The sequence below is a fragment of the Achromobacter sp. SLBN-14 genome, assembly GCF_006715415.1.
GTDB classification, from domain to species: domain Bacteria; phylum Pseudomonadota; class Gammaproteobacteria; order Burkholderiales; family Burkholderiaceae_B; genus Achromobacter; species Achromobacter mucicolens.
Window position 1 is genome coordinate 4,285,672 of the sequence record NZ_VFNE01000001.1, and the last position, 26,398, is coordinate 4,312,069.

The window sequence follows — 26,398 nt, forward strand, 5'->3', positions numbered from 1 at the left end:
CCAATCTGTTAAATCCAGTTTTCTACGGCATTCCGGTCACTCGAGGTCATTGAGCGTATGTCTCCGCATGTCACTGTCCCATTGAAAGATGCAGCTTGATCAACAAGTCAGTCTTGATTCGACAGTAGAACTGCGGTGGGTGAAAGCCAGGCATTGCCGCCCGGAGGGCGTCAAGCGTGACGGGTATTTTCAATTTCTTTGAGCCAGATAGAGCCATTGCTGACGCTACAACTGCCCCGTCAAAGTAGCTCATGAACTCGGACTTGCTAAGGCCCGAGACAGGCCCATACTTTCGCCAAACGGTGCTCGGTGCGGCCGAATATGTGGTCCCCACCGTCGCAAAGCCAACCACTGCTCCAACAGGCTTTTTTACGTAGAACCAAATGGTCGAGCCTGGCTCAACATGCATGGTTCTGCGCCTGAGCTCCACTTGCTTAGTACCTGCGAGAATGTTGGTTGCATGGCGCTTGTCGAGTGAAATGAGCACATGCTGGATTGGTTGCATCAAAGACCTTTGTCTAGGATTGCCTGAACCTGCTCGGAAGACAGTCGTTGGCTGGTGATAAGTTGATGAGCTTCGCCGCATCCTATGCGTCTAAGTTCAGCCAGCGGTACAGGTCTCGGCAAGCGCAGCACGTTGTCAAAGACAGTGATGGTCTTGGTCTTCGAGACCCCAATGGTCGCAAGTTGGCTGCTGTCTAACACGGAAGGGGCCAAGTCGCCAGCCTGCATGGCAGACTCATCACGAAGGTAGGCTCGCAGTACACGTCCAACTGCAATGACCGCGCCTGCACCTTTGTTCTTCACAGACTCGTAGAAGAACAACAGATCGCCCCGAGCAAAGTTCTTCATTGCTTTCTTGTCACTTAGGTAATGGCGTAAAGGAGCTAGTTGGGCCTTTCCCCGAGGAAGGAAAGTGTCCTGCGGTGAATCCGCCAAGAGGTGCTCTTCAAATTGCTTGCGAATGGGGACCATCACACCTTGGCGCCCCGGCAAACACAAGAGCATTGGGGCCAGCAGGGACTCCAACTTGAACAGAGAGACCAAGACCTTTTGGCTATCCGGTCGGACGACTGAAATTTGCTGATCGATATGTCGGAACATGGGGGGCGTGTCGGGAAAACCGAGTTTACCCACAGCGGCCAGCGAGTCACGGCTGGCAGCCCAATTACGTTCAGTTAAACGACCCTTGGCGACGATCTTCTGTAAGTCGTTTGATATTGACGTGGATGCTACATAGCCAAACGTGGCGGCGACTTCCCGAAGCGAGGCTTGACGCGGGGGGCAGCTCAACCGTATACGGTCGACCTCGCCGGGCCTCACGATGCCCAGAACGTGTCTCAGCAAGGACTGTGCAATTTCATAAGCATCCTTCTGGTGTTCGTCGACGGCGGCATAGGCGCGAATCTCAATGCCTTGAATGTTTGCTGGCAATACAAGGTAGCCTGCAACGACGCCGTTAAGAAGCACCACGTGACGGAGGCAAGCCGAGCTACCTGAGTCCGTTGCAGCCCACTCGTTGACTTGGGTTGCTGTATCGATGCCCAAGGCAGTCAGCAGCCCCCGAACGGCCGCCGTATGAGCACCTGATGCTGCTTGTACCTCAATTATGTCGGTACTATGCGCCTCGTGAGCTACTGTGCCCGCCGTGTGGACTGGCTCCACTTGAAACAACTCTGGCGATATGGCGTCCACGCCAAACTGCTGCCTAAGCTCAGGCGCTCGATCCAAAATTCGTCCGTCGCTCGTGATAAGACCTGGAAGACCGTGGTGAATTGCGGTTGCAAGATGCATCAGATCAGACCGGTCGTTGTCTGATAGTGAGCCCGAGGCGTGGCGCTCGGGGAACACTAACGTGGCAAGTATTGGCATTAGGCGTGCCCACTCATCAGTTGGCGGCCTAGAAAACTTCGCAAGTGTTCCTACGAAAGAGAGCATTGGATCTGTCTTGCCGTCGTGGACGGTGCGGTTCAACTCCGTCTCTATCTCGCTGCTGACGGCGAGCGAACAGGCCTGCATTCTCTCGGCTCTAAAGACGCTCATGGCCAGTTCATGGCGGGGTCGACGAGGCCCTAGGTCAAAGAACACGTTCAGATCCAGCAAATAGAGTGGTTTGCCTCCTCCCCCCACGGCATCCAACCCGAGCGGGTCAGCGGCGCTGATTCCACTGGAACAAAAGAGTTGAGGAGTGTCTAGCTCATGAGCTCGTACCACTATCATCCGATTGCGGCTGGCCCCTCCTGCCTCCACCCGTTGGGCGTAAAACCCCTGTGCCTCCCAGAATATGTTGGCATCTCTTAGGTCTTCAGCGACGCGGGCATGAATTGAAATGAACTGCCCTTCGATCAGCATGCTCTTCATCGCGGCTAGCAGCTTCCGTCCGACATTCCGCCCTCGATGCGTCTTGGGCACATAAATCTGCCGCACATGCGCCTTGGGAAAACGAAGATCGAACAGCAAGTGACCTGCATAGACCTCGCCACTACTGCAGGATTCCCGCGCCACGAACAATTGTCCCCTTCGGCAGAAGCCTCCATAAACGCTGCGGGGAAAGAAACCAAGGGCATCCCTGTCGCTGTCTGCAGCGTGCACCACCGAGTCCAAAAATTCCGAGGCGGAGCTTGGCTCCGTTAGCACCTTGATCAAGCCGTCGTTGGTTGCCATAACTTTGTCTGATAATTTTTATAAATGTTACAGCAGGTGTGAGTGAGCCTGCCAAGTGAAAGAGGGCCGGTGTATTGATTTGAGTAGGCTCGCGGAATTGAGTGCTCACCGTAAGTGTTGCGGCGGTGTTGGGGCAGTCCTGCTTTCCACCGCCGACCTTTGGCTTTACCCACAGCCGACTGCCCCCCGACCGGTCCCATAGCCCCTAATGCAGTCATTCCGCATTGAAAGAATCCTTTGCTCTCATAAAAAATCGTGCTCCCTACGAATCGCGCTGGTTGACTATGTGATCCCCATCCGTTACCTTATGATACATTCAGGAGGATCACGGCAGATGGACGATAAGACAAAGGGGGCTTGGGTCATTCACCATGCGCGCAAACTCCAGGAGACTCTTAGTCAAGACTTCGACGCAATAGGCTTTGCTGGTAAGAGTGGGGCCCTACTTTCCGCTATTTCGGCGGAAAAGCAACTTCAAATTCCTCAGCGTCGGCTCGACGCGCTAGCGAAAGCCAACCACATCAGCCCTAAGACCGAACTGCCAACCATCCTCGCAGAACTGGCTCGTCAACGCCTGATCCTCCCCGGCACTGGCGCTATCGAAGTCATGGGCCTAACCGGACAAGGTGTGCTCGAATCAACCGCGCGCATCTTCAACGAGAATACCCACGAAAAGCACGAAGAGATTGTTATTGCAGTTTCTGACGCGGCTTCGGAGAATCCCCTGACGGACAAGTCGGCAGTCGAGACTCTGTCGGATGAATTCAAGCTGCCGAGCAAAGAGGTTCTAGACACCCTCCAACTGGGGTGCAATATCGGTTTTTTCGACTCAGAGGCAATTTCCTCGACCGAGAAGCTTCTATTCAATGGCAACTTGTTCCGCAGAGAGGACGCGCGCAAGATCAATGGTGTATTAAGTACCCTTGGGATGGCCGAAGCCGCCAAGTTGAATGAACTAACTGCAAGGTTGCAAGCTTCGGGCTGCCTGCCACTCCGAACCGCGACGGACATACTCGGACAAGATCTGTTTGACCGCCTGCATTCCATCGCCATGTTTGACGTCAACGTGGTCGGCAATGACCAGGGCAGGAACTACTTTGTGACGAGGCCTGCCGCCTTCTCAAAGTTCAGCGACTCTATTGCCGACGACGCTCTGGACCTCGCTAAGGCCCTTGTTTCATCGTTGACCTATGGCATGACTATCAGCAGCTATTATCGCGGCCGCATCCAGATGGTATCGGCTCTCATGAACAAGTTGATTGCTGGCGGCACAGTAGGTCCGGCGACGGCCATCGGTAACGACTATCAGGCTCTTGAATTCAAGGGGGTGCTCGAAGTGAGGCCAGCACGCGAGGGGATGTTCAACATGCGCCTACTGAAGCCTGAGGTCGGTCGATTGGCCCTCGCAGTGATCCAGCAGGGAGACATCACGGCGGAAGCTGTCGCTAATCTCCCGGGGGCCAAGGTGACTGAATACTTGGGGCCTGAAGCGACGCGTGAGGTGAAGCGCAAGCATTCCACCGAGGCAGTAAAACTAAAGGCAAGGAACCTTCTGCAAGAAATCAGAACGGGGGGACTGCGCTAATGGTCGAACAGATTCCCAAGGGGCCGGCTGCGGAAGAGGCTCTGCGCAACTACTTCTTGAATATTGGCTACTTTGTGGTTCGCGGTTGTAAGTTCACGTATAACCGCTTCGATGTGACGGACGTAGATCTTTGGTTGTACGCCCGAAACTCTCCATTGAGCCGCGAGCGGGTTAGTGTGGATATTAAAAACAAAAAGACGCCGCAGGCTCTTGAACGTATCTTTTGGGCCAAAGGATTACAAACGGTCTTAGGACTAGACGCATGTGTTGTCGCCACCACCGACAGCAGGCCCGATGTGCGTGACTTCGGGCTCCAACATGACGTGAAGGTCTTAGACGGAAAATTTCTGGCACGTCTAACTAAGAGCGCTAAGAGCCAGCAAGAGCGGATCAGCGAAGAAGCGTTTTTGCTCGCCTTGGACGATGGGTCCCTTGGACGCCTCGGTGGCGACTGGCGCGGAAGGTACGAGCTTGGAAAGTCTCGACTCCTTCATTCGCTGAACTTCGACGGCTGCAATGCTTGGTTAGAAGATATCGGCCTGCTGTTGTCCGATATCGGGGCTGGCGCGCAACGATGGAGGCTTCTCTACGTCACTTGCGCACACCTGCTAATCGCCGTCGACTTTATCCTTAGAGAGTACGTTACTTCGGATCACGATCAACGGAAGGCCATCATTGATGCTGGTATACGCTTCGGCCAATCCGGTGAGGCCTTCACGGAGAAAGTCAGTCGAATGGCGGCATCATTGATTGAAAGCGTGGCGGCGCAGCCGGGCCTAGCAAAAACGGTGAGGCAAGAGATTGAGGATCAAGCATCGCAAGTCAAGGCGGAAATTTTGGCTGAGTTCTTCGCGAAGAACACCACGGGCTTCTTCGATATCGCATTGAAGCTCGAGGCCGCTGCATTTGCTCCAGCTTTACCGCTCCCAAGCACGCTCCCAGCAACTTGTCAGGGGGTTATCGGTGTGCTGGCTGACTTTTGTAGCGTCGATCGGAAGCTAGCGATTCAATAGAAAACTTCCTGATGGCAAGCTTATGGAGTCGTAATCTTGGTGACCTGCCGAATCTACGTCCGTGGTGTCACTACAAAGGGTATGGCATGGTCATGCTCTGTGAATGGATGCTTCAAAGTTGATGGCGGGAATAGCACACTGACAATCGATATGTGATCGAGATTGAGGTTTGGCCGTGTTGCACGCGGACGTTAGTAGCCGTCCGCGCCTGGCCGGCAAGCGACAGCTTGCCGGCCAGGATGCAGCAAACCTCTGTTTTTTCAGCCATCTCAAGAGCGTGGTCGATCTCGACGCTAAGGTAGCGAACTGTGCTTTCCAGCTTCGTATGCCCAAGCAGCAGCTGTACCGCCCGAAGATTCTGCGTCCGGCGGTAGATCAGCGAGGCTTTTGTACGGCGCATAGTGTGGGTGCCATGTGCGGTATCGTCGAGGCCAATCGATGCGACCCAGCGATGCACAATCCGGGCGTACTGTCGCGTCGACAGATGCGGCGACGTATGCAAGCGGCTCGGAACAGAAAATCCGCCTTTAGTCCTCGCGCCTCGATCCATTCTTCAACGCTCTCACGGGTTTGCTCCGTTATCTCGAATTGAACCGGACGCTGAGTCTTTTGTTGCATGACGGTGGCTCTCGCGGCCACATGGCTTCCGTGACGGACGTCCTGCACCTGCAACCGAGTGGGATCGCACGCTCGAAACTTGCTATCGATTGCGAGATTGAACATCGCGAGTTCCCGGACGTTCGACGCAATCTGCAGTCTCGTTCGGATTGCCCAAATTTCTCCTAGCTTTAAAGGTGGCTTATGCCCGTTGAGTATGCCTTGTTCCATGGCACACGTCGGCCAACGGTGACATTCGCGAATTCCATGACAATCTCCTTTTGCGTAAAGGGAGATTCAGTGTGCTCCTACGGACGGTCGCTACCCGCCCCTGAGCAGCCGTTCAGCTTGACGCTCCAAAGCCGTCATTCAGCCATGATGGCCAGAAAAACTTCGATTTCCAGCTGCCCCATGTCTCGTGGATGCCGCACGCCGTGCCATTTCACGAACATGCGCATCCATTGCACGTAGGCTTGCTCAATGCGTAGGCTATAGTATTTGTAACGGATTCGCTCACGGACCTGGTCCGGCATCCGTGCGGCGCGCAACACAGCAGGAGACGCGGGTTTCATGGCTGAGTTTAGTACTGTATTTTCATGCGGTACTCCCGCCTTCAAGCCAAGCACAAAGCCTTTCCGCGTCTTGTTGTGCCGTTTTAACCGCAAGCGCCAGGTATGGTCTTCGGATTTGAGCGGTCTACCTTACGTCAGGCGCCATGAATCCCATCGAGTGGCTTGAGCAGGCAGCACCCGGCTTCAGAGATCTTCCAGAAGAAGATCGTCGGGCAATTCTCCACTTCGCCCTCCTGTGGAGCCTCTTCGAGGCCAAGGGGTTGAAAACACGCGCATCAGCGCAAGCCATCCTGGCACTTGTCCACGAGCGAAAAGCAGGAGGCCGGCTTGATGCAGCCGCTTTTCAGTCTAGCTTGGCCTACTTTCAGCAGAGATATTTCGTTGAGGGGCAGTTCACTGAGCACTTCTACGGCCTAAACCTTCGGAACAATGACAACCCAACGTTGGTGAAGCAGGTCTTAAGTGGAAGCAACAGCGATCCGGGAGATTCCGTAGCCGCATTGCTCATTGTCATCTACCGTTTGAGAAACAATCTCTTCCACGGCGTGAAGTGGGCCTACGGCATTCAAGGGCAGCGTAGCAACTTCGAGCAAGCGAACAACGCCCTGATCTGTGGTCTCACACAGTTGGTGCCCAATGGAGCCTAATCCTTCCATCGAGAGAATTTCGCCCGGCAAGCCGGTCGCCACCTTTCATGTCAACGTCAGAACTCACCATCACCATATGCCTGCACATCTCAGACATTCGTTTCCGCCGAATGTGATCAGCAAAGTCGCTGAACGCGCCGCCTACCTCTGCAGCAATCCGGAATGCCATCGGGTGACGATTGGCCCCGACAGCGCAGCAGCGCACAAGTCCATCAAGACAGGAGAAGCTGCACACATATGCGCCGCCAGTCCGGGTGGACCTCGATACGACATGTCGCAGCTCCAGTCAGAACGAAGGGGGATCGGAAACGCCATCTGGCTTTGTGCAGCATGCGCCGACCTGATTGACAAGAATAGTGGCCACAGCTATCCGGTAGAACATCTTCGAAAGTGGAAACGCGACCACGAAATACTCATGAAGGAGTGCGTTGAAGGCGGCAAACGGATCGTCCTCCAGTTCCTGCCTCACAGGCCAGATGAAGGCATCGCGCTACAGCTGATCCACATCTTGGAAGACAAGGGCGCTCTGTATCAGCCCTACGATCAAGAAGATCCGAAGCGGGTCGCGGAATCTCTTAAAGAACTTCGGACGACCCTCACGGCCCTGCGTGCCCAAGTCGCACCGGACTCACCGCTAGACGTCATCCTTGAATCCATTGCTCGGGCATGTCGCCACTACATGAACACCACGCCCGATCATCCAGATATGAAGGAACTCAGCTTTTCTTTGGGTTCAGTCCGTAAGGTGATTGGGCTTAATGTCGGTGAGCTACTGAAGCATTACAAGCTGCAAGCGAGCCCGCAACTCAAATCAATCGTCCCGCAGTAAATTCTGACCCTTCCATCGAGAGGACGTGTCCCGGCAAGCCGGGCTATGCCTCTCATGTCAAACGTCGAATGTCTGCTTCTTGATTTCATCAGCGGCGGCTCATGGCCGAGAGCGACCACTGACCACGGGAGCACGGGGGGCTTCCATGCAAGGCACGACTTTTCTCTCGTACGCTCCCAAGGTGTAGCCGAGTGCCTCGAGATATCCGTGCGCCCTCCGCAATGCCCGTATGCGCATCCCCCGAATCCGCGGGCTTAGACTCTTGCGCGAAGTTGGCCGTCTACAACTGCAAGCCCTCCGTTCGCACAGAACGAGAAGTCGCCCGCGCAATGGCGGGCATTACCACGCAAAGCCAAAAAACCGAACACCATTCCCCCCGCCCCAGGTTTCCCCTAATCAAATTCCCCTTGCGGAAAATCAATGCTCTATAGGACACTTTGTGTCATAGCGCCGCGACGGCGCATACAAGGGGAATGGCATGAAGGTCTTGGGCATGGTGGCAGCGTTGGCGATGACGGCGGGATTGGCGGGGCACGCGCAGGCGGCGTTTCCGGAGCGGCCGATCCGGCTGGTGGTGCCGTTTGGCGCCGGCGGCATCACGGATATCGTGGCGCGGCAGGTGGGCAAGGGAATGGGGGACGTGTTGGGGCAGGGGATCGTGATCGAGAACCGGCCCGGCGCGGGCGGCGTGATCGCGGCGCAGGTGGCGGCGACGGCGCCGGCCGATGGGTACACGATATTCATGGGGACAGTGGGCACGCAGGTCGTGAACCCGTTGATCTACGCCAAGCTCAGCTATGACGCGGACAAGTTTGCGCCGGTGGGCATGGTGTCCGGGTCGCCCTATTTGCTGGCCGTGCGGTCGGGTTTGCCCGCGGCGTCGTTCGCTGAGTTCGTCAAGTATGCCAAGGCCAATCCCGCCAAGCTGAATTTCGGCTCGGCCGGCAACGCCAGCTCGCCGCACCTGGGCCTGGAGCTCTTGAAGCTGACGGCGGGCGTGGACATCGTGCATGTGCCGTTCAAGAGCGGCAGCGAAGCCGTGAATGCGGCGATCGGCGAGCAGGTGGATGTGGTGATGGACGCCAGTCCGGTCATCATGCCGCACGTCGCGTCGGGCAAGTTGCGGGCGCTGGCGGTGGCGTCGGACAAGCGGCTGCCGTCTGCGCCCGCAGTGCCAACCAGCGTCGAGGCGGGCGATGCGGGCCTGCAGATCAGTTCGTGGAATGCGTTCTTTGCACCCGCCGGCACGCCGCCGGACGTGGTGGCTGCGTTGAGCGCGGCCTTGCAAAAGACGCTGGCCTTGCCCGACTTGAAGGAACGGCTGGCCGCGCAGGGCACGCAGCTCTACACGGGTACGCCCGAGGAATATCAGCGCTTCATCGGCGGCGAAAAGACCAAGTGGGCAGAAATCGTGAAGCGCGCCAATATCAAGATGGAATAGGAGACACGCAAATGGAAAGGAGCTACGCATGAATACCGGGGCGTCCCACCCGCTGGCGGGCAAGCCGCTGGAACTGGCCGATACGCTGCGGTCGGGCAACGCATGGAAGATCCGGCTGGCCTGCGGGCTGATGGGTCTGCCGCTCAAGCGGCGCACGTTCGACATCGTTCAGGGCGACCTGGAGACCGAGGCGTTCGCGCGCATCAATCCGTGGCGGCAGGTGCCGGCGCTGTTGACGCCGGAAGGGCAGTGGCTGGCGGAGTCGCAGGCGATCCTGTGGTATCTGGGCATGGGCACGTCGTGGCTGCCCGAGGACCGGCTGGCGCAGGCGCAGGTGTCGAGCTGGTTGAGTTTCGAGCAGACCCAGCACATGCACGCGTTTGCGCAGCCGCGCCTCTTGATCCACCTGCGCCAGACCGCCAAGACGGACGATCCTGACATGGTGGCGTGGCGCGCGGCGGGCATGAAGGCCGCCGCGCTGATGGACGCTCACCTGGCCGGTCGCGAGTTTCTGGTGGGCGCCTCGCCCACCATCGCGGACATCGCGCTGTACCCCTACACGAGCATGGCGGGCGAGGGCGGTTACGACCTGTCCGGCTTTGCGAACCTCACTGCCTGGCTGGCCCGCATGCGCGCCTTGCCGGGATTTACGCCGTTGATGGAAACGGCATGACGGAGACATGATGGCCGATACGATGCACCTGGGAAAGGACGAACTGATTGCGCGCGCGCAGGCCGAGATGCAGCGCCAGTTCGACACCCCGCAATGGACATTGCGCGAGCGGCTGGCGCTGACCTGCCGCATCCTCTTTGACGGCGGGCATGATTCGGGCCTGGCGGGCCAGATCACGGCGCGCGCCGACGCGCCCGACCGCTATTTCACGCAGCGTTTGGGGTTGGGCTTCGATGAGATCACGGCCAGCAACCTGCTGCTGGTGGACGAAGACCTGCGCGTGCAGGAAGGCGGCGGCATGCCCAATCCGGCAAACCGCTTTCATTCGTGGATCTACCGCGCGCGGCCCGACGTGAACTGCATCATCCACACGCATCCGCTGCACGTGGCGTCGCTGTCGATGCTTGAGGTTCCGCTTGAGGTCTCGCACATGGACAACTGCCCGCTCTACGGCGACGTGGCGTTCCTGAAGGACTGGCCGGGCGTGCCGGTGGGCAACGAGGAAGGCGAAATCATTTCCAAGGCGCTGGGTTCCAAGCGCGCCATCCTGTTGTCGCATCACGGCATGCTGATTGCGGCCGGGTCGGTGGAAGAAGCCTGCGTGCTGGCGCTGCAGTTCGAGCGTGCCGCCCGGATGCAGCTGCTGGCGATGGCCGCGGGCAAGATCCAGCCGATTCCGCCGGAACTGGGCCGCGAGGCGCACGACTGGATTCTGACGCCCAAGCGGTCGCAGGTGGGGTTCTCGTACTACGCTCGCCGCGCCCTGCGGGCGCACCCTGATGTGCTGAGCTAGGCGAAGCAGGGCGGGGCGGCTCGACGGCGGCGGGCTTTTGGGGCATTCTTGCCGGTTGTATTTGCGCCTTCCCCGCCCATGATCGACCTGCCGCACCGCCTACGCACCCTGCGCCGCCAGCAAACCCTGTCCCTGGAACAGCTGGCGCAGCGCACGGGATTGACCAAAAGCTATCTCTCCAAACTGGAGCGGGGCCTGAGCGAGCCGTCGATTTCCACGGTGCTGCGCCTGGCCGAGGCCTATGGCGTGGGCGTGTCCCAACTGGTCGGGGACGACGGCGCCGCGCAAGACGAAGTGGTCAGCGTGGTGCGCGTGGCCGACCGGGAGGCCCTGCAGCGGCGCGGCCTGGGCAGCGAGTACCATTACGAGTCGCTGGCGGGGCGGCGCAAGGTCAAGGCGATGGAGCCTTTCGTTGTGCATCCGCCGCGCGAATTTCCGGACGCCGCTGCGGTGTTTCCGCATCCGGGCGAGGAATTCCTGCTGGTGCTCAAAGGCGCCATCGAGGTCCACGTGGGCGAACGCCAGTTCCGCCTGGAAACCGGCGATTCCGTCTATTTCGACTCTGAATTGCCGCACCGCATGCGCACGGTCAGCCGGGCCATGGCCGAGGTGCTGGTGGTGGCGGCGCACTGAACGCCCGGGGCCGGCGCACTGACTCGCTATTGAAAGACACAGGATCAACCATGAAAAACGATCAATCGCGGCTTGTCCGCATCGATGCCGGCCCGATGAAGAACCCGGTGCCCGGCAAGCCGCGCCGCCCGATTTCGGGCGATGCCGCGTTTCGTACCGTGACCGCCTTTGAAGGCAACGCGGGCAAGGCCGAGGCCGGCGTGTGGGAAAGCACGGCGGGCTCGTTCCAGTCCAACACCACCGGCTACATCGAATTCGGCTATATCGTCGAAGGCGCCGCGCGTCTGGTGGACCCGGACGGCACGGTGCACGAGCTGACCGTGGGCGAAGCCTTTGTCATGCCCGAAGGCTATACGGGCCGCTGGGAAGTCGACCACTTCGTCAAGAAGATTTATTTCATCACCCGCATGGGCTGACTCGCTCGTCTACACCCCGTCCACACCCCGGAGCAATCCTCATGACCGCAATTCCCGCTGCCCCCATGCAGGGCGCAGCGCTGCCCGCCCGCACCGCGCAGGTGGATGTCGTCTCGATCCAGTCCCAGGTCGTCTACGGCTATGTCGGCAACAACGCCGCCATGCCGGTGTTCCGCAAGGCGGGGCTGCGCGCGATTGCGCTGCCCACCGTCATCCTCAGCAATACGCCGCACTATCCCACGCTGCACGGCGGCGCGGTGCCGCTGGACTGGTTCGAAGGCTTGCTGCAAGGATTGGTTGAGCGTCGCGTGAGCCAGGTGGCGCGCGCGGTGGTCTGCGGATATCTGGGGCAGCCGGGGCAGGCCGGATTGCTGGCGCGATGGCTGTCGGCCGTGCGGGCCTCGCGTCCTGAGCTGCGGGTGTTCATCGACCCGGTGATGGGCGATCGCAATGACGGGCTCTACGTGGACGAGGGGCTCGTCGCGCAGTATCGCGATCTGCTGGTGCCGCTGGCCGAGGGCATGACGCCCAATCATTTCGAGCTGGAATTGCTGGTGGGTCGCACGCTGTCGTCGGTCGACGAAGTGGTGACTGCCGCCCGTGAGTTGATCGCGCGCGGGCCGCAGTGGATCGTCGCGACCAGCGCCGCGCCGATGACGGCGGCGCCCGGCACGTTGCAATTGGTGGTGGTCACGCAGGACGACGTCACGGTGGTGACCCACCCCGAGATCGCCATTCCACCGTCGGTGCACGGCACGGGCGACGTGTTCATGGCGGGCGTGTCGTCGCGATTGCTGAACGGCCTGACGCTGGTTCAGGCGGTGCGCGAAGCGGCAGCCCAGGTCACGGTGACGCTGCAGCGCACCCGCGAACTGGGCTGGGAAGAACTGGCCGCCGAGGGCTAACCGCAGGCGCGGCCCGCCCCGCCTGGCGCGCCTTTAGTACGTCTTGTACGGCAGGAACTTGCCGCTCATCACGATCTGCACGCGGTCGCCCTTGGGGTCGGCCTCGCGCGACAGATCCATCTTGAAGTCAATGGCGCTCATGATGCCGTCGCCAAACTCTTCGTTGATCAGCGCCTTGAAGGTGGTGCCGTAGACGTTGATCAGTTCATAGAAGCGGTAAATCAGCGGATCGGTGGGCACGGTGCTGGGCAGCGAACCCTTGTAGGGCACGACCTGCAACTGCACGACGGCGTCAGCCGGCAGGTCCAGCACGCGGGCGGCGGCCTGCGCCTGTTCCTCGGTCATGGTCATCTGGCCCAGCAGCGCGGCGGTGGTCCATTCCTTGCTCTGGCCGACGGCTTCGGCGATGGCGCCCCACGAGAGCTTTTTTTCGAGCTTGCGGGTGACGACGAGTTCGGTGACTTCAGCGCGGGACATCATGGTGGTTCACTCCTTGTGGATGGCCTTGTCGACCAGGAAGTCGACGAGATGGTTTCGGATGTCGTAATAGCGGGGTTCGTGATGCAGGCTGGCGCGCGTGCGGTCGCGCGGCAGGTCCACGGTGACGGATTCGGCGATGCGGGCGTAGGGACCGGCGCTCATGAGCAGGATGCGGTCCGACAGCAGGATGGCCTCGTCGACGTCGTGCGTGATCATGAAGACGGTCTGGCGGGTTTCCTGGACGATGGCGCGCAGCTCGTCCTGGATGGCGCCGCGGGTCAGCGCGTCCAGCGCGCCAAAGGGCTCGTCCAGCAGCAGCATCTTGGGCTGGATCGCAAAGGCGCGGGCGATGCCCACGCGCTGCTTCATGCCGCCGGACAGTTCGCAGGGCTTCTTGCCGGCGGCGTGGCCCAGCCCGACCATGTCGAGGTAACGCTGACTGTGCGCGCGCACTTGTTCGCGGCTGTAGGCCGGCCAGCGCGAACGCACGCCGAATTCCACATTTTGAAGCGCCGTCAGCCACGGCAAGAGCGCGTGGGCCTGGAAGACGACGCCGCGTTCCAGCGACGGCCCCGCGATCTGACGGCCGTCCATGATGACGATGCCTTCGTTGCTATCGTCGATGCCGGCCAGCACGTTCAGGATGGTGGTCTTGCCGCAGCCTGAGTGGCCGATGACGCAGACGAACTGGCCCTTGTCGATCTGGAAATCGATGTTCTCGAAGACGGGCGGCTGCGGACGGCCATCGCGCCCCGGGTAGCGCTTGCCCAGCCCTTGGACCTGCAGGAAAGATTGGCTCATGCGCGTTACTCCCGATAGCTCACCAGCCGCGCGGCGCGCGCCAGCAGGTTGTCCAGCAGCATGCCGATCAGGCCAATGAAGACGATGGCGCAGATGATGTTGGAGATGGACAGGTTGTTCCATTCGTTCCAGACGAAGTAGCCGATGCCGGTGCCGCCGATCAGCATTTCGGCGGCGACAATCACCAGCCACGCGATGCCGACCGAGATGCGCATGCCGGTCATGATGGTGGGTGCGGCAGCGGGCAGGATGACCTGCAGCGCGGTCCGCAGCCGCGACACTTCCAGCGTGCGCGCCACGTTCAGCCAGTCCTGCCGCACGGCGCCCACGCCGAACGCGGTGTTCACCAGCATGGGCCACAGCGAGCAGATGAAGATCACGAAGACGGCGGAAGTGTTGGCGTCCTTGATGGTGTAGAGCGCCAACGGCATCCACGCCAGTGGCGAGATCGGCTTGAGCACCTGGATGAAGGGATCGAACGCGCGGTACACCGTGCGCGACATGCCGATCAAAAATCCAAGCGGTATTGCCACCAGCGCGGCCAGGCCGAAGCCCGTCAGCACCCGCGCCACGGAGTAGCCCAGCTGGATGCCGATGCCCTTGTCGTTCGGTCCGCGGTCGTAGAACGGATCCTTCAAGTGCTGCCACAGCTGCGCGCCGACTTCGGCGGGGCCGGGGAACGGCGTCTTGGAACCGCTGGCCGCGGCGTTGCCGACCAGCGCCGCATAGGCCGGGTCCACCGTCGCCTCGCCCGCATCGGGGCGGGTGGCGGCGTGCCAGAGCAACAGGAACGCCAGGAACAGGGCGATGGACAGGAATGTGGCCCGCCAGTGTTGCACGGACCCCATCAGGTCCTCCGGATCTTGAAGCTGGCGAGGTAGGCCTCGGGCTGGCTGGGGTCGAAGGGCTTGCCCATGACGCTGAAGGTCTTGCCGGTTTCGGCGGGCGGAGTGAGGCCCGCTTCGCGCATCAGGCGCACGGCGTCGGTCGCCAGGAAGACGTCGCTTGCGACCTTCTGATAATCGACGTCGCCCTTGACCTGGCCCCAGCGCTTCATCTGCGTCAGGATCCAGACGGCGAACGACTGCCAGGGCATGGGATCGAAGTCGATGCGGTTGGGATCGGTCAGCACCTTGCCCAGGCCGTCGGCGTAGGTGCCGGTCAGCACCTGCTCGACCACGGTGACGGGCTGGTTCAGGTAGTTGGGCGCGGCGATGGCGGTGGCGATTTCCTTGCGGTTGGCGGGATTGCGGGCGTAGGCGGTGGCCTCGATGATGGCTTTCAGCAGGGCCTGATAGGTGTTGGGCATGGTGGTGACGAACTCCTTGCTGGCGGAGAACGCGCAGCAGGGGTGGCCGTCCCAGATGGCCTTGGACAAGGTGTGGATGAAGCCCACGCCGTCGTACACGGCGCGCTGGTTGACGGGATCGGGCGCCAGGAAGCCGTCGATGTTGTCGGCGCGCAGGTTGGCCACCATTTCGGGCGGCGGCACGGAGCGGATCTGCACGTCGGTGTCGGGATCCAGGCCGTGTTCGGCCAGGTAGTAGCGCAACAGGTAGTTGTGCATGGAGTAGTCGAAGGGGACGGCGAACTTGAAGCCCTTCCAGTCCTTCGGGTCGCGCCGGTCCTTGTGCTTCATGGACAGCGTGATGGCCTGGCCGTTGATGTTCTCGACGGCGGGCATGGTCCACGGCACGGCGCGGCTGGCGCCGACGCCCATCGAGATGGCGAGCGGCATGGGCGACAGCATGTGGGCGGCGTCATACTCGCCGGACATGGCCTTGTCGCGGATGAGCGCCCAGCCGGCGGTCTTGACGACTTCGACGTCCAGGCCCTGTTTGCCGTAAAAGCCCATGGGGTGCGCCATGATGATGGGCGTGGCGCAGGTGATGGGGATGAAGCCGACCTTGAGCTTCTGTTTTTCCAGCGGGCCGGCGGTCTGCGCGAAGGCTTCCTTGGCGGCGGCCAACGGGAAGATCGACGCGATGGCGGCCATGGCGGTGCCGCTGCCGACGGCGCGCAGGAAGCGGCGGCGCAGCGCATCCTGCGGGAACAGGGCGCGCATGACGGCCTGTTCGACGGCGCTGCCGGCGGCGTCGCCCTGCAAGACGGCTTGCGTGGCGCGCTCGTGTTCGGCCTGCGAGGCGTGGCGTCCGCAGCCGCATGCCAGGCGGCTGTTGGCGTCAAACGGGTTGCTGAAAAGGGACATGGTGGCTCCTTCGGTCGGGAATGGAGCCATCATGGGGCTGGCCGGCGGCGGCCGGTATCGCCGGTTCAACGATACGCGTGTAGGGGCCTTACTACGTGGTGCGCGGGTTGCGCCGGGATAGTGCGGCAGGCGCTCAGATCGCACCCAACTGGTGCGTGTTGGCGTAGGCGACCAATTCCACCAGCGTGCGGACGTTGAGCTTTTCGAAGATGCGGCTGCGGTAGGTGGAGATGGTGTTGACGGACAGGGCAAGCTGTTCGCCAATGGCCGAGACGGAGCGGCCGGCCACCAGCAGCTGCAACACCTGGAATTCGCGGTTGGACAGCAATTCGTGGGGCGGGCGGGAGCTGTCCTGGCGCACGGTGTGGGCGAGCAGTTCGGCGACAGTGGGCGTGACGTACATCTTGCCGGCGGCGGCGTTGGTCAGGGCGGCAAGCAGTTCTTCAGGCTCGCACCCTTTGTTCAGATACGCATGGGCGCCGGCGCGCAGGGCGCGGACGGCGAACTGGGATTCGGGGTAGACGGAGAGCATGACGACGCCCAATCCCGGATGATCGGCGCGCACGCTTTTCAGTACATCCAGCCCGTCGCGCTCGCCAAGGGCAACGTCCAGGACGATGGCGTCGTAGTGGGCCTGGCGCAGGGCGCGCAGGGCGGCGGGGCCGTCGGCGGCTTCGTGGACAAGGGCGACGCGCGGATCTTCTTCAAGGATGCGGGCGAGGCCGCGGCGGATGATGAGGTGGTCGTCGACGATGAGCAGGTTCAGGGGCATGGCGCGGTTTCCTTCAAGCAGCCAGCGGGTTCAGGCGCAGGCGGGCGCGCATGCCGGCGCCGGGGGCGCTGTCCAGTGCAAGATCGCCGCCAATGGCGCGGGCACGCTCGCGCATGCCAAGGATGCCGAAGGTGTGGCGGTCTTCGGGCAGTTGCATGCCGACGCCGTCGTCTTCGACGGTGAGCACCAGGCCGTCGGCGCCCCAGACGGCGCTGACGCTGACGCTGCGGGCGCGGGCATGCCGCTGCACGTTGGTTAGCAGTTCCTGGACGATGCGGTAGATGGCGATTTCGGCGTTGCGGTCCAGGCGCAGGCTTTCGGTGTCGGGCGGGCAAAGGTAGCGGCACTGCAGGCCGCTGCGGGTCTGCAGGTCCTGCAGCAGGGCTTCAAGGGCGGCCCAGAGGCCAAGGTGGTCGAGGACGACGGGGCGCAGGTCGTTAAGGATGCGGCGGGTGGCGCCCATGGCGGTCTGGGTGACTTCGAGCATGCGGTCAAGGTGCGCCTGGAGGTCGGGCGCGGCGCTGAGCTGGCGGCGCAGCCAGTTCAGGTCGAGCTGCAAGGCGGTGAATGAGGCGCCAAGATCGTCGTGGATGTTGCGGGCGATGTGGGCGCGTTCTTCTTCGCGCAGGGTGCTCAGGTGCGAGGACAGGCGGCGCAGGGATTCGTGGGCAGCGCTGAGTTCGGCGGTGCGTTCGCCGACGCGGCGTTCGAGCAAGGCCTGCGTGCTTTGGAGTTCGCGCTCGATCTGTTTGCGGGCGGTGATGTCCGAGAAAGTGACGACGGCGCCGACGACTTCCTGGTCGTTGCGGATGGGGTAAGAGGCGTACTGAGCATCAAAGCAGGTGCCGTCGCGGCGCCAGAGCACTTCGTCGTCGGCGCGTTCGCCACGGCCGTCTCGGAAGGCTTTGAAGATGCGGCAGTCGTGGACGGGCATCAAGGTGCGGTTGGCGTGGGAGTGATGGATGAGGTAGTGCATGTTGCGGCCTACCAGTTCATCGGGGGTGTAGCCGAGCATGTCGGCGCCGGCGCTGTTGATGAAGATGCAGCGGCCGCGCAGGTCGATGCCGTAGATGCCTTCGCCGGCGGATTCGAGCAGCATTTCAAGCTGGCGGCGCCAGGCGGCGTGGTGCGAGAGGTGCTTCAGGTCGGCGAACATGAATGGCTTTGCTTGTGCTTTATCTGTCCGGGGCTAGCGGCCCGGATCCCCTTGGTGCGCGGTGTTTTTGGGTGCGCTTTGGGGCGGAGTTTACGGGACGGGGTTGGAGTTTCGGGGGGATTGAGGGAAATCCCTTTGTTGGTTTTCTCTGGTGGTTCTTGCGGGGTCTGGGGCGGGCTTGGTGCGGGTTCTTGAGACGCCCGGCACGGCGGCGGCCTGGGTGCGCGGGGCTACGATTGCGGTCCGGAGCCTTCGCTCCGGACTGCCCCGTCGTCATCGTCGTTGTCGCCTTCGGCGACTGCCTTCCGATTCCCTCGGGCGCATCTACACGCCCCGCGCACCCAGGCCGCCGCCGCGCCGGGCTGCGTCGTAAAAGGTCGGGCGGCCGTTGGGGAGGGTGGCTTGCTTGACCTTTTTCTACAGGTCTGTTCGGGTTCGGAAGATCTTGCGGGGCTGCCAGATGTCGGCCGCGCGGGCGGCCTTATCTGGCGTTCGGGTGTCTTGCGTCGGCGCTCGATAGCGAGGTGTCTGACACCCGTTGAATTGCGGCGGCGTTCTATAGCAAGGTGTCTGACACCCGTTGAATTGCCGTCACGGGCTGACGCCCCTCTCTCCCGGGTGTCTGACACCGTCTCGCCAACAGAGATAGACCCCAAACGCGCGCCCAAAGTAAATCGCCGGCGTTTCAAGCCGGCGATTTTCATTCAACGATTCCGTGCCGCTTTAAGCCCTTACGGAATCAGCGACAGGCCCACGCGGAACTGGCTTTCGTTGCGCTGGTTGTAGCCCAGCAGCGTTTCGCCGTAGCCGTTGAAGTACTGCAGGTGCAGGTAGCCGTTCCAGTTCAGGAACGTGCGTTGCAGCGGCCAGGCGAAGTCCAGTTGGGTGGTGCGGCGGCGTTGGTCGCCCTGGCGGTACATGGCGGTGACGACCGCGCCGTTGTCCTGGGCCCAGCGCAGTTGCCAGTCGACGTGGCCGGCGTAGGCGGAGTAGTCGCTGTTCTCGTTGGCGACGGCGAAGTAGGCCTTGACCTTGGGGGCGAAGGTGAGGGTGCTGCCGCCGTCGAAGCGGTAGTGGAAGCGCGGTTCGATGTAGCCGTCGTTCAGGGAGCGCGAGTCTTCGCCGTCCTTGCCGTTGGAGGCATGTTCGACGCCGACGTTCATGCCGATGCGCCAGTTCTGGTTTTCGGATTTCCAGACGTCGTCGGATAGCCAGAAGACGCTGGGGTTGAAGGTGGTGTCGATGAAGGGCTTGGAGTCGCTTTCCAGGTCCCAGAGCGAGGTCTGGGTGTAGCCCAGGTAGAAGTCGTCGTGCCAGGTGTCTGCGCTGCCGCGGGGGCTGATGAGGCGGTATTTGGCGCTGATCTGGAAGCGGGCAGTGGTCAGGCCGCGGGTGCCGACGGCGAAGTAGACGGGTTTGTAGGCCGAGAAGGCGCTGCGGAATTTGTCGAAGGCGGCCTGTTCGACGGTCTGTTCGACGGCGGCGGCGGGGGCGGGGCCGGCTTCGGGCGAGGCACCTGCCGCGGCGACGGCGGCGGGCGGGACGGGCTGGCCGCTGCGGGCGTCGACGACGGGGGTTTGGGCGGGCGTGGTGGCCAGGGTGCCACTATCGCGGCCGGTGGCGTCCAGCGCCATCATGGACGGTTGGCCTTCGATGGAGACGGCTTGCAGGCCGCGCGCGGTGGCGGGCACTTCGGCGGTCCAGGACATGCGGGCGAAGTTGTTGACGGGCACGCCGTAGTTGTCGCGGCCGCTTTTCAGTTTGGCCAGGCTGCGCACGATCTGGCCGTTGGGGCTGCGCCACTGGAGGACGAGTTCAGGCGGGGCCTGCCAGTCCACGCGCGAGCCCCCTTCGTTGAAGAACACGGCCTCGATGGTGACGGTTTCGCCGGGCGCCGCGGAGGGGCGGTCCAGCCGGTAAGACACGCCTGCCGCGGCGGAGCCGGCCGCGCCCAGGGCCAGGATGGCGGCGATGAGGCGGGAAGTGGGAGAGCGATGAAAGGGACGGCTGGAGGTCATTGAGGACGTGTATGGTTTTTGTGATGAGGCAATGTAGCATCGTCCCCGGCAACAGTTTGTAAGTCAGGCTAATTGGTTGTATGGGCTGTAAGCAATGCGAAAACCCCGCGCATTGTCGACAATGCGCGGGGCTTGGAGAGAGGTGTTGCGCGAAGGCGCTGCGCGGCGGATCCGGCGGGCCTTGCGGCACGATGATCGGCGGTTATTCGCCGAACTTGATGCCTTGGGCCAGCGGCAGGTTGCGCGAGTAGTTGATGGTGTTGGTGGCGCGGCGCATGTAGTTGCGCCAGGCGTCGGAACCGGACTCGCGGCCGCCGCCGGTTTCCTTTTCGCCGCCGAAGGCGCCGCCGATTTCGGCGCCAGAGGTGCCGATGTTGACGTTGGCGATGCCGCAGTCGGAGCCGGCGGCCGACAGGAAGGTTTCGGCTTCGCGCAGGTCGTTGGTGAAGATGGCGGACGACAGGCCTTGCGGCACGCCGTTCTGCATGGCGAGCGCGTCGTTGAAGTCCTTGTAGCGCATCACGTAGAGGATGGGCGCGAAGGTTTCATGGCAGACGACGTCGGTCTGGCCAGGCATTTCGGCGATGGCGGGGCGCACGTACCAGGCGTCGGGGTATTGGTCGGCCAGCACGCGTTCGCCGCCGGCGACCTTGCCGCCTTGTTCGCGTGCGGCGGTCAGGGCAGCCTGCATGGCGTCGAAGGAGGCGCGGTCGATCAGGGGGCCGACCAGGTTGCCGCTGTCGAGCGGGTTGCCGATGGGGGCGCTGGCATAGGCCTTGTGCAGGCGCTGGACCAGTTCGTCGGCAATGCTTTCGTGAACGATGAGGCGGCGGGTGGTGGTGCAGCGCTGGCCAGCGGTGCCGATGGCGCCGAAGACGATGCCGCGCGCGGCCATGTCCAGGTCGGCCGTGGGGCCGACGATGATGGCGTTGTTGCCGCCCAGTTCCAGCAGGACGCGGCCGAAGCGCTGCGCGACGCGCGGTCCGACCTGGCGGCCCATGCGGGTGGAGCCGGTGGCGGACACCAGTGCGACCGTGTGCGAGTCGACCAAGGCTTCGCCGACTTCGCGGCCGCCGATCAGGACTTCGGACAGGCCGGCGGGGGCGTCGCCAAAGCGTTGCACGGCTTGCGCGAAGAGGGCCTGGCAGGCGAGGGCCGTGAGCGGCGTCTTTTCCGACGGCTTCCAGACGACGGCGTTGCCGCAAACCATCGCCAGCGCGGCGTTCCAGGACCAGACGGCGACGGGGAAGTTGAAGGCGCTGATGACGCCGACGACGCCCAGCGGATGCCAGGTTTCCATCATGCGGTGGCCGGGGCGTTCGGAGGCGATGGTCAGGCCGTAGAGCTGACGCGACAGGCCGACGGCGAAGTCGCAGATGTCGATCATTTCCTGCACTTCGCCTTCGCCCTCGGCAACGATCTTGCCGGCTTCCAGGCTGACCAGGCGGCCGAGTTCCTGCTTGTGCTGGCGCAGGGTCTCGCCAAATAGGCGGATCAGCTCGCCTCGGCGGGGGGCGGGGACGTCGCGCCATGCCAGGCTGGCTTGGCGGGCGCGGGTGATAGCGGCGTGGGCCTGGGCCACCGTGTGCTCATGCACCTGCGCCAGCTCGGCGCCGTCGATCGGGCTGCGGGCGATCAGGGTGCCGCCGGTGAGCGCGCTGGAGTTGAGTCCAAGATTGCGCAGGATGTCTTGAGGAGTGTCCATGCCGGTTCCTTCAATGCCTAGCGAAGTCAGCGTCTTCGCTTAAGGGTTATGCCTAAGTGGCGATTCTGGAAAAAAATTTACTATACGAAACTATGACGTGAAATGCGAAATATTTTTGAGGTGCACTGCACCTGAAGGTGAATTCGTGGCCGAACCCTTGCTCGTAGTTCAGGCAGTCAGAAAGACCTATCAGCGCGACGGGCATCCCCCGCATCTGGCGTTGGACGGCATCGATTGCCAGCTCGAACGCGGCGAGGTGATGGTGGTGGTGGGTCCATCCGGCTCGGGCAAGAGCACGTTGCTGCGCACCTTGAACGGCCTGGAAAGCATCGACAGCGGCAGCATCCGCGTCAACGGCGTGTCGCTTACGGACCCGGCCACCGACGTCAACCGCTGGCGCACCGACGTGGGCATGGTGTTCCAGCACTTCAACCTGTTCCAGCACCGTACTGCGCTCGACAACGTGGCGCTACCCCAGCGCGTGGTGCGCGGGCGCAGCCGCGCCGACGCCGAGCGCTACGCCCGCGAGCTTTTGGGCCGCGTCGGCATGGCGGAATTCGGCGATCGCTATCCCAGCCAGTTGTCTGGCGGTCAGCAGCAGCGTGTGGCCATTGCACGCGCGCTGGCGATGGACCCGCAACTGATGCTGTTCGACGAAGCCACGTCGGCGCTCGATCCCGAGACGGTGGGCGGCATTCTTGAATTGATGCGCGCACTGGCGCGCGACGGCATGACGATGGCGGTTGTGACGCACGAAATGGGGTTTGCCCGCGACGTGGGCGACCGCGCGCTCTTCATGGATGCCGGCCGCATCGTGGAAATGGGCACGCCCGACGAAGTGTTCGGCCACCCCAAAGAGGCGCGCACCCGCGCTTTCCTGGAAAAGATTCTGTAGTCCCGCCGGTCCGGCTTATCCGGGCGCTGCCGGCGCGATGTGCCTTGCCCGGAACGATATGGGTCCAATCACCAAAGGGGTTAGAAATGCTGAAGATCAAACAATGGCTGGGCGTGGCCAGCGTCGCCCTGGCGGCCGCCACCGTGGCCCTGCCGGCACAGGCGGACGAACTTTCCGACATCATCAAGCGCGGTGAATTGCGCGTGGCGGTGCAGACTTCCGGGCCGCTGATGAGCTTCATGGACAAGTCGGGCAAGCGCACGGGGCTGGCAGTGGAAGTGGCCAAGCGCATGGCGGACGACCTGGGCGTGAAGCTGGTGCTGCAGGATTATGAATGGAAGGGCCTGTTGCCTGCGCTGCTGTCGGGCAAGGCCGACATGGTGGCCGCGGACATGACGCCCACGCCGCAGCGCGCCGCGCAGGTGCTGTTCTCGCTGCCCATGTTCTACGCCGACACCGTCGCCGTGGTGCCCAAGGATTCCCCGTACAAGAACTTCACCGAACTGAACAAGTCCGGCGTCACCGTCGGCGCGCTGGGCGCCAGTACCTATGCCGAAGTCGGCAAGAAGATGCTGCCGTCGGCCACGCTGAAGGAGTTCTCGGGCGGCAGCGCCCCGGTCGGCCAGGCGCTGTCCAGCGGCCGGCTGGACGCGGGGATCATGTCGCTGTCCACCGCCAACCAGTTCCTCGTGGACTTCGGCAACCTGCGCGTGCTGGAAGGCGTCATGGTGCGCGAGCCGCTGGCGTTCGCCGTCGGCCCCAACGCATTCCGCCTGAAGTTCTGGCTGGACAACTGGCAGACGCTGAAGACCGCCGACAACTCGCTGCCGGAGCTGGTGCAGTACTGGTACTCGACCGATTGGAAGAAAGACCACTGATCGGAGACGGGACCGCCCATGGACTGGCTGATCGATTTCTATAACTGGCGCATCGTCAGCCAGTACACGGGCCAATTCGCCGAAGGCCTGGCCAATACGCTGATTGCCGCGGGCGCAAGCCTCGTGCTGTCGGTGCTGGCCGGGGTGCCGCTGGCGCTTGCCCATATGTCGTCCCGCGGCGCGGTGTGGCGCCCGGTGGCGGCCTATGTGCAATTCGTGCGCTCCACGCCGCTGCTCGTGCAGATCTACCTGGTCTATTACGCGGTGCCGTACCTGGTGCCCGGCGCCAAGGGTTGGAGCGAGATGGTGCTGGGCATCATCGCCATGACCGTGCACCATGCGGCCTACATGAGCGAAATCATCCGCGTCGGCATCGAGTCCGTGCCGCGTGGCCAGATCGAAGGCGCCAAGGCCTGCGGCATGAACTACCACCAGCGCCTGCGCTACGTGGTGCTGCCGCAAGCCTTCGCCAATACGCTGCCGCCGCTGTTGGGCCAGACCGCCGTGCTGATCAAGGACACCTCGCTGCTGTCGCTGATCACGGTGTTTGAACTGGTGGCCGCCGGCGTGCAGATGAACAGCGAACGCATCGTGCCCAACGAAGCCTTCCTGACCATCGCCGCAGGCTATCTGCTGATCTACTGCGTCATGCTGCTGCTGTCCAAGGGCGTAAGCCTGTGGCTGGCCGGCCCGGCCTGGAACGCGAGGTAACCATGCTGGAATCCTATCTCTCCACCGCCGGCGTCGTCTTGCCCTTTCTGCTCAAGGGCTTCTGGGAAACGCTGAAGATCTCCTTCGTAGCCATCATCGCGGGGTCGCTGCTGGGCTTTGTCATCGGCGTGATCCGCAGCTACCGCATTCGCGGCGTGCACCAGATCCTGGGTCTATACATCCACATCCTGCGCGGCACGCCATTCCTGGTGCAGCTCTACATCTTCTACTTCGTGCTGCCCAGCTCCGGCATTGAAATGCTGCACTGGGATTCCGGCACGGCGGCCTTCGTGGCGCTGTCGGTCTACACGTCCTGCTACGTGGCGGAAATTGTCATGGGCGCCATCCAGGCCGTGCCGCGCGGCCAGACCGAAGGCGCGATGACGCTGGGACTGCGACCGCTGCAGATCCTGTGGCTGGTCATCCTGCCGCAGGCCATGCGCCTGATCGTGCAGCCCATGAGCGGCGTCTACGTGATGCTGATCAAAAGCACCGCCATCCTGTCGGTCGTCGGCATCACCGAACTGACCCGCCAGGGCGAAGTCTTCATCATCACGTTCCCGGCGAAATCGCTTTTCATCTACGGCATGATCGCCGCCATCTACTTCATCTACTGCTACCCGCTCCTGCGCCTGGCCAACTGGCTGGAAAAGCGCCTGACCGGGGGCCTGCAAGGCGCGGGCCTGCACTGAGCGGACACCATGGTCTCCGAGTACATCGACACCTACTACAAGCGCACGCTCGCCGACAGCGAAACCTACTATCCGCCGCTGGCGGGTGCGGCCAGCGCCGACGTCTGCGTGATCGGGGCGGGCCTGGCGGGCCTGTCCACCGCGCTGGAACTGGCCCGGCGCGGCCGTAACGTCACCCTGCTGGAGGCGCGGCGCATTGCCTGGGGGGCGTCGGGCAGAAACGGCGGCTCGGTGTCGCCGGCCTTTTCGGCCGGCGCCGATGCCATCCGCAAGCACGTCGACGAAGACCACTACCGCCAGCTTTACCGGCTGTCGATGGAAGGCGTCGAGATCATCCGCAACAACATCCGCGATCTGCGAATCGCCGACGCCCACAAGGTGGACGGTCGCCTGCGCGTCGTGCGCTACGAGGCGACCGACGCGCTGCGCCAGTGGTGTGACAGCCAGCAGCGCGACTTCGGGCGCGACGTGCGGCTGCTCTCGCGCAGCGAGGTCCGCGAACGGCTGGTGTCGGACGTCTACTTCCAGGGGATAGAAGACCCGTCGTCCTTTCACTTCCATCCGCTGAACTACGCCCGCGCGCTGGCCCGCGAGTGCGTCCGGCTGGGCGTTCGCATCCATGAAGACTCGCCGGTCGTGCACGCCACGCTCGACGGCGCGGTCAAGCACCTGAAGACCGAACAAGGGCAGATCGACGCCGCCAACGTCGTGCTGGCCACCGGCGGCTACACCGGCGACGTCGTGCCCGCCTTGCGGCGCGCCATGCTGCCCATCGCCACCTACATCATGCTGACCGAACCGCTGGGCGACCGCGTCCGCGAAGCCATCCGCAGCAACGCCGCCATCGGCGACGACCGGCGCGCCGGCAACTATTACCGCGTCCTCGATGGCGGCCGCATCGGCTGGGGCAGTAGAATCACCACCCGTGTCGACGACCCGCCCGATCTGGCCGAGTCCCTGCGCCGCGAATTGCTTGGCGTCTACCCGCAATTACAGGGGGTGCGCGTTGAGGCGGCGTGGTCGGGACGCATGGCCTACGCGCGGCACCTGATGCCGCAGATCGGGCTGCTGGGCCCGGGCGTCTGGTACTGCACGGCGTTTGGCGGCCACGGCATGAACACCACCTCCATAGGCGGACGCGTCGTGGCCGAGGGGATCACCGGCGACACGCAGCGCTACAAGCTCTTCGAACCGTTCGGGTTGGCCTGGAATGGCGGGAGCCTGGGCACGGCGGCGGTTCAGCTGACTTATTGGTCTTACCAGGCGCGCGATTGGTGGCGTGAACGTCAATCGCGGGGCTGATTATTGCGGGC

At 62.6% G+C, this 26,398-nt stretch carries 25 protein-coding genes and 1 pseudogene; 15 read left to right on the forward strand and 11 right to left on the reverse strand.

Going from position 1 to position 26,398, the window contains the following annotated elements:
* Window positions 1–504: 504 nt before the first annotated feature.
* Entirely contained in the window at window positions 505–2,664 is a 2,160-nt protein-coding gene (locus tag FBY20_RS19520; protein ID WP_142054091.1) for a GNAT family N-acetyltransferase, read from the reverse strand.
* 334 nt (window positions 2,665–2,998) lie between these two features.
* Between FBY20_RS19520 and FBY20_RS19525 the strand changes: the two genes are divergently transcribed.
* Both FBY20_RS19525 and FBY20_RS19530 read left to right on the forward strand, forming a co-directional pair.
* Window positions 2,999–4,249 (forward strand): hypothetical protein, encoded by a 1,251-nt coding sequence (locus FBY20_RS19525; RefSeq protein WP_142054093.1) that lies wholly within the window; start codon window positions 2,999–3,001, stop codon window positions 4,247–4,249.
* Window positions 4,249–5,262: a hypothetical protein gene (locus FBY20_RS19530; protein WP_142054095.1), complete on the forward strand. Its 1,014-nt coding sequence runs from the start codon at window positions 4,249–4,251 to the stop codon at window positions 5,260–5,262. Before FBY20_RS19525 ends, FBY20_RS19530 begins: the two co-directional genes overlap by 1 nt.
* 247 nt (window positions 5,263–5,509) lie before the next feature.
* On the opposite strand, the pseudogene FBY20_RS19535 reads toward FBY20_RS19530, so the two are convergent.
* Both FBY20_RS19535 and FBY20_RS19540 read right to left on the reverse strand, forming a co-directional pair.
* Window positions 5,510–6,128 (reverse strand): annotated as a pseudogene (locus tag FBY20_RS19535) (tyrosine-type recombinase/integrase); the annotation flags it as partial.
* Between the two features lie 96 nt (window positions 6,129–6,224).
* Window positions 6,225–6,431, reverse strand: coding sequence for a phage integrase N-terminal SAM-like domain-containing protein (locus FBY20_RS19540; RefSeq protein ID WP_142054097.1), 207 nt, complete (start codon window positions 6,429–6,431; stop codon window positions 6,225–6,227).
* 143 nt (window positions 6,432–6,574) lie between these two features.
* Here FBY20_RS19540 and FBY20_RS19545 point away from each other — a divergent pair, with 143 nt between their 5' ends.
* The 8 genes from FBY20_RS19545 to pdxK all read left to right on the forward strand — a co-directional run bounded on the left by FBY20_RS19545 (window position 6,575) and on the right by pdxK (window position 12,768).
* Window positions 6,575–7,078 carry a hypothetical protein gene (locus FBY20_RS19545; protein ID WP_222119271.1) on the forward strand — a complete coding sequence of 168 codons (504 nt, stop codon included), beginning with the start codon at window positions 6,575–6,577 and terminating at the stop codon, window positions 7,076–7,078.
* Window positions 7,068–7,907, forward strand: a complete 840-nt coding sequence (locus FBY20_RS19550; protein WP_222119272.1) for a hypothetical protein — start codon at window positions 7,068–7,070, stop codon at window positions 7,905–7,907. The genes FBY20_RS19545 and FBY20_RS19550 overlap by 11 nt, the downstream gene beginning before the upstream one ends.
* 478 nt (window positions 7,908–8,385) lie before the next feature.
* Window positions 8,386–9,348 (forward strand): tripartite tricarboxylate transporter substrate binding protein, encoded by a 963-nt coding sequence (locus FBY20_RS19555; RefSeq protein WP_056323105.1) that lies wholly within the window; start codon window positions 8,386–8,388, stop codon window positions 9,346–9,348.
* Between the two features lie 28 nt (window positions 9,349–9,376).
* Complete coding sequence (locus FBY20_RS19560; RefSeq protein WP_056323107.1) at window positions 9,377–10,021, forward strand: glutathione S-transferase family protein; 645 nt, start codon at window positions 9,377–9,379, stop codon at window positions 10,019–10,021.
* Between the two features lie 10 nt (window positions 10,022–10,031).
* Complete coding sequence (locus FBY20_RS19565) at window positions 10,032–10,814, forward strand: aldolase (protein ID WP_056324545.1); 783 nt, start codon at window positions 10,032–10,034, stop codon at window positions 10,812–10,814.
* Between the two features lie 78 nt (window positions 10,815–10,892).
* Window positions 10,893–11,447, forward strand: coding sequence for a helix-turn-helix domain-containing protein (locus FBY20_RS19570; protein WP_056323110.1), 555 nt, complete (start codon window positions 10,893–10,895; stop codon window positions 11,445–11,447).
* Between the two features lie 50 nt (window positions 11,448–11,497).
* On the forward strand, window positions 11,498–11,863 hold the full coding sequence (locus FBY20_RS19575; RefSeq protein ID WP_056323113.1) for a cupin domain-containing protein: 366 nt from the start codon (window positions 11,498–11,500) through the stop codon (window positions 11,861–11,863).
* A 41-nt stretch (window positions 11,864–11,904) separates the two neighbouring features.
* Complete coding sequence (gene pdxK, locus FBY20_RS19580) at window positions 11,905–12,768, forward strand: pyridoxine/pyridoxal/pyridoxamine kinase (RefSeq protein ID WP_056323120.1); 864 nt, start codon at window positions 11,905–11,907, stop codon at window positions 12,766–12,768.
* 33 nt (window positions 12,769–12,801) lie between these two features.
* Here the strand turns inward: pdxK and cynS are convergent, their stop codons facing one another.
* The 8 genes from cynS to FBY20_RS19620 form a co-directional block, all read right to left on the reverse strand.
* Window positions 12,802–13,245, reverse strand: a complete 444-nt coding sequence (cynS, locus tag FBY20_RS19585; protein ID WP_056324548.1) for a cyanase — start codon at window positions 13,243–13,245, stop codon at window positions 12,802–12,804.
* A 9-nt stretch (window positions 13,246–13,254) separates the two neighbouring features.
* Window positions 13,255–14,049 (reverse strand): ABC transporter ATP-binding protein, encoded by a 795-nt coding sequence (locus FBY20_RS19590; RefSeq protein WP_056323122.1) that lies wholly within the window; start codon window positions 14,047–14,049, stop codon window positions 13,255–13,257.
* 5 nt (window positions 14,050–14,054) lie between these two features.
* A complete protein-coding gene (ntrB, locus tag FBY20_RS19595; protein ID WP_056323123.1) occupies window positions 14,055–14,897 on the reverse strand; it encodes a nitrate ABC transporter permease in 843 nt (280 codons plus the stop codon).
* A complete protein-coding gene (locus FBY20_RS19600; protein ID WP_056323124.1) occupies window positions 14,897–16,258 on the reverse strand; it encodes a CmpA/NrtA family ABC transporter substrate-binding protein in 1,362 nt (453 codons plus the stop codon). Before FBY20_RS19600 ends, ntrB begins: the two co-directional genes overlap by 1 nt.
* A gap of 133 nt (window positions 16,259–16,391) precedes the next feature.
* A complete protein-coding gene (locus FBY20_RS19605; RefSeq protein WP_062842204.1) occupies window positions 16,392–17,030 on the reverse strand; it encodes a response regulator transcription factor in 639 nt (212 codons plus the stop codon).
* A 13-nt stretch (window positions 17,031–17,043) separates the two neighbouring features.
* Entirely contained in the window at window positions 17,044–18,186 is a 1,143-nt protein-coding gene (locus tag FBY20_RS19610; RefSeq protein WP_142054100.1) for a PAS domain-containing sensor histidine kinase, read from the reverse strand.
* A gap of 731 nt (window positions 18,187–18,917) precedes the next feature.
* Window positions 18,918–20,204 carry a phospholipase A gene (locus tag FBY20_RS19615; protein WP_142054102.1) on the reverse strand — a complete coding sequence of 429 codons (1,287 nt, stop codon included), beginning with the start codon at window positions 20,202–20,204 and terminating at the stop codon, window positions 18,918–18,920.
* 202 nt (window positions 20,205–20,406) lie between these two features.
* Window positions 20,407–21,909, reverse strand: a complete 1,503-nt coding sequence (locus tag FBY20_RS19620; protein WP_056323135.1) for an aldehyde dehydrogenase family protein — start codon at window positions 21,907–21,909, stop codon at window positions 20,407–20,409.
* A 145-nt stretch (window positions 21,910–22,054) separates the two neighbouring features.
* Here FBY20_RS19620 and FBY20_RS19625 point away from each other — a divergent pair, with 145 nt between their 5' ends.
* The 5 genes from FBY20_RS19625 to FBY20_RS19645 all read left to right on the forward strand — a co-directional run bounded on the left by FBY20_RS19625 (window position 22,055) and on the right by FBY20_RS19645 (window position 26,387).
* Window positions 22,055–22,804 carry an amino acid ABC transporter ATP-binding protein gene (locus FBY20_RS19625; RefSeq protein WP_056323137.1) on the forward strand — a complete coding sequence of 250 codons (750 nt, stop codon included), beginning with the start codon at window positions 22,055–22,057 and terminating at the stop codon, window positions 22,802–22,804.
* An 86-nt stretch (window positions 22,805–22,890) separates the two neighbouring features.
* Window positions 22,891–23,682, forward strand: coding sequence for an ABC transporter substrate-binding protein (locus FBY20_RS19630; RefSeq protein WP_056323140.1), 792 nt, complete (start codon window positions 22,891–22,893; stop codon window positions 23,680–23,682).
* 18 nt (window positions 23,683–23,700) lie between these two features.
* A complete protein-coding gene (locus FBY20_RS19635; protein ID WP_056323141.1) occupies window positions 23,701–24,393 on the forward strand; it encodes an amino acid ABC transporter permease in 693 nt (230 codons plus the stop codon).
* Window positions 24,394–24,395: 2 nt separating this feature from the next.
* Window positions 24,396–25,085 carry an amino acid ABC transporter permease gene (locus tag FBY20_RS19640; RefSeq protein WP_056323142.1) on the forward strand — a complete coding sequence of 230 codons (690 nt, stop codon included), beginning with the start codon at window positions 24,396–24,398 and terminating at the stop codon, window positions 25,083–25,085.
* Window positions 25,086–25,094: 9 nt separating this feature from the next.
* Window positions 25,095–26,387 carry an FAD-binding oxidoreductase gene (locus FBY20_RS19645; RefSeq protein WP_056323143.1) on the forward strand — a complete coding sequence of 431 codons (1,293 nt, stop codon included), beginning with the start codon at window positions 25,095–25,097 and terminating at the stop codon, window positions 26,385–26,387.
* Window positions 26,388–26,398 lie beyond the last annotated feature (11 nt).